Below are 979 nucleotides of genomic sequence, written 5' to 3'. Positions count from 1 at the left end.
GCGGGGCCTCCGCGAGCGGGACCGCGGCCGCGGGGACGCCGGCCGGCACCGCCGCCGCACCGCCGGCGGACCCGGCCGCCACCTTCACCGTGGCGTTCGCCGGCGATGTCCACTTCGAGGGCCGCACCGAGGCCAGACTCACCGTGAAACCGCCGGAACAGGCGCTCGGGGCCATCTCGAAGACGCTGGCCGACGCCGATCTGTCGGTGCTCAACCTGGAGACGGCGATCACCGAACGCGGCGCGCCGGAGCCCAAGACGTACACCTTCCGGACCGCCCCCAAGGCGCTGTCCGTCCTCCAGGCCTCCGGCGTCGACGTGGTCTCGCTGGCCAACAACCACGCCGTCGACTTCGGCCCGGACGGCCTCGCGGACACCCTCGCCGCAAAGGCGGCCTCGCCCATCCCGGTGATCGGCATCGGCCGGACCGCCGAGGAGGCGTACGCGCCGCACCTGGCCACCGTGAAGGGCACCGAGGTGGCCGTGCTGGCGGCCAGTCAGGTGGTCGACCTCACCAACCAGAAGTGGCGGGCCGGGCCGGCCAAGCCCGGCATCGCCTCCGCGCTGGACCCGGCGGCGCTGGTCAAGGCCGTCCAGCAGGCGAAGACCCGCACCCCGGTGGTGCTGGTCTACCTGCACTGGGGCGAGGAGGGCAAGGCCTGCCCGACGGCCGAGCAGACCGCGCTCGCCAAGAAGCTGGCCGCCGCCGGCGCCACCGCCGTGGTCGGCACCCACGCGCACACCATGCTCGGGGCCGGCCTGCTGGGCGACACCTACGTGGCGTACGGCTTCGGGAACTTCCTCTGGTACGGCACGTCCAGCTACGCCGACTCCGACGAGACCGGCGTCACCACGCTCACCGTGCGCGCCGACGGGCACGTGGTCGGCGAGCACTTCACCCCCGCGCACGTCAGCTCGCAGGGCGTGCCGGTGCCGCAGACCGGCGCCGCGGCCGCCGCCGCGCTCAAGCGGCGGGACGG

1 protein-coding gene is annotated in these 979 nt (G+C 74.8%); it reads left to right on the top strand.

All coding sequences use genetic code 11. The annotated features are described in order from the left end of the window. A partial coding sequence (locus AA75_RS36700; protein ID WP_033824746.1) for a CapA family protein occupies positions 1 to 979 on the top strand: 979 nt, incomplete at both ends.

This window comes from Kitasatospora sp. MBT63, from assembly GCF_000710465.2.
In the GTDB taxonomy this organism is placed as follows: domain Bacteria; phylum Actinomycetota; class Actinomycetes; order Streptomycetales; family Streptomycetaceae; genus Kitasatospora.
The sequence above is the reverse complement of the archived record's forward strand: the minus strand, read 5'-3'. Positions and strand labels throughout refer to the sequence as shown.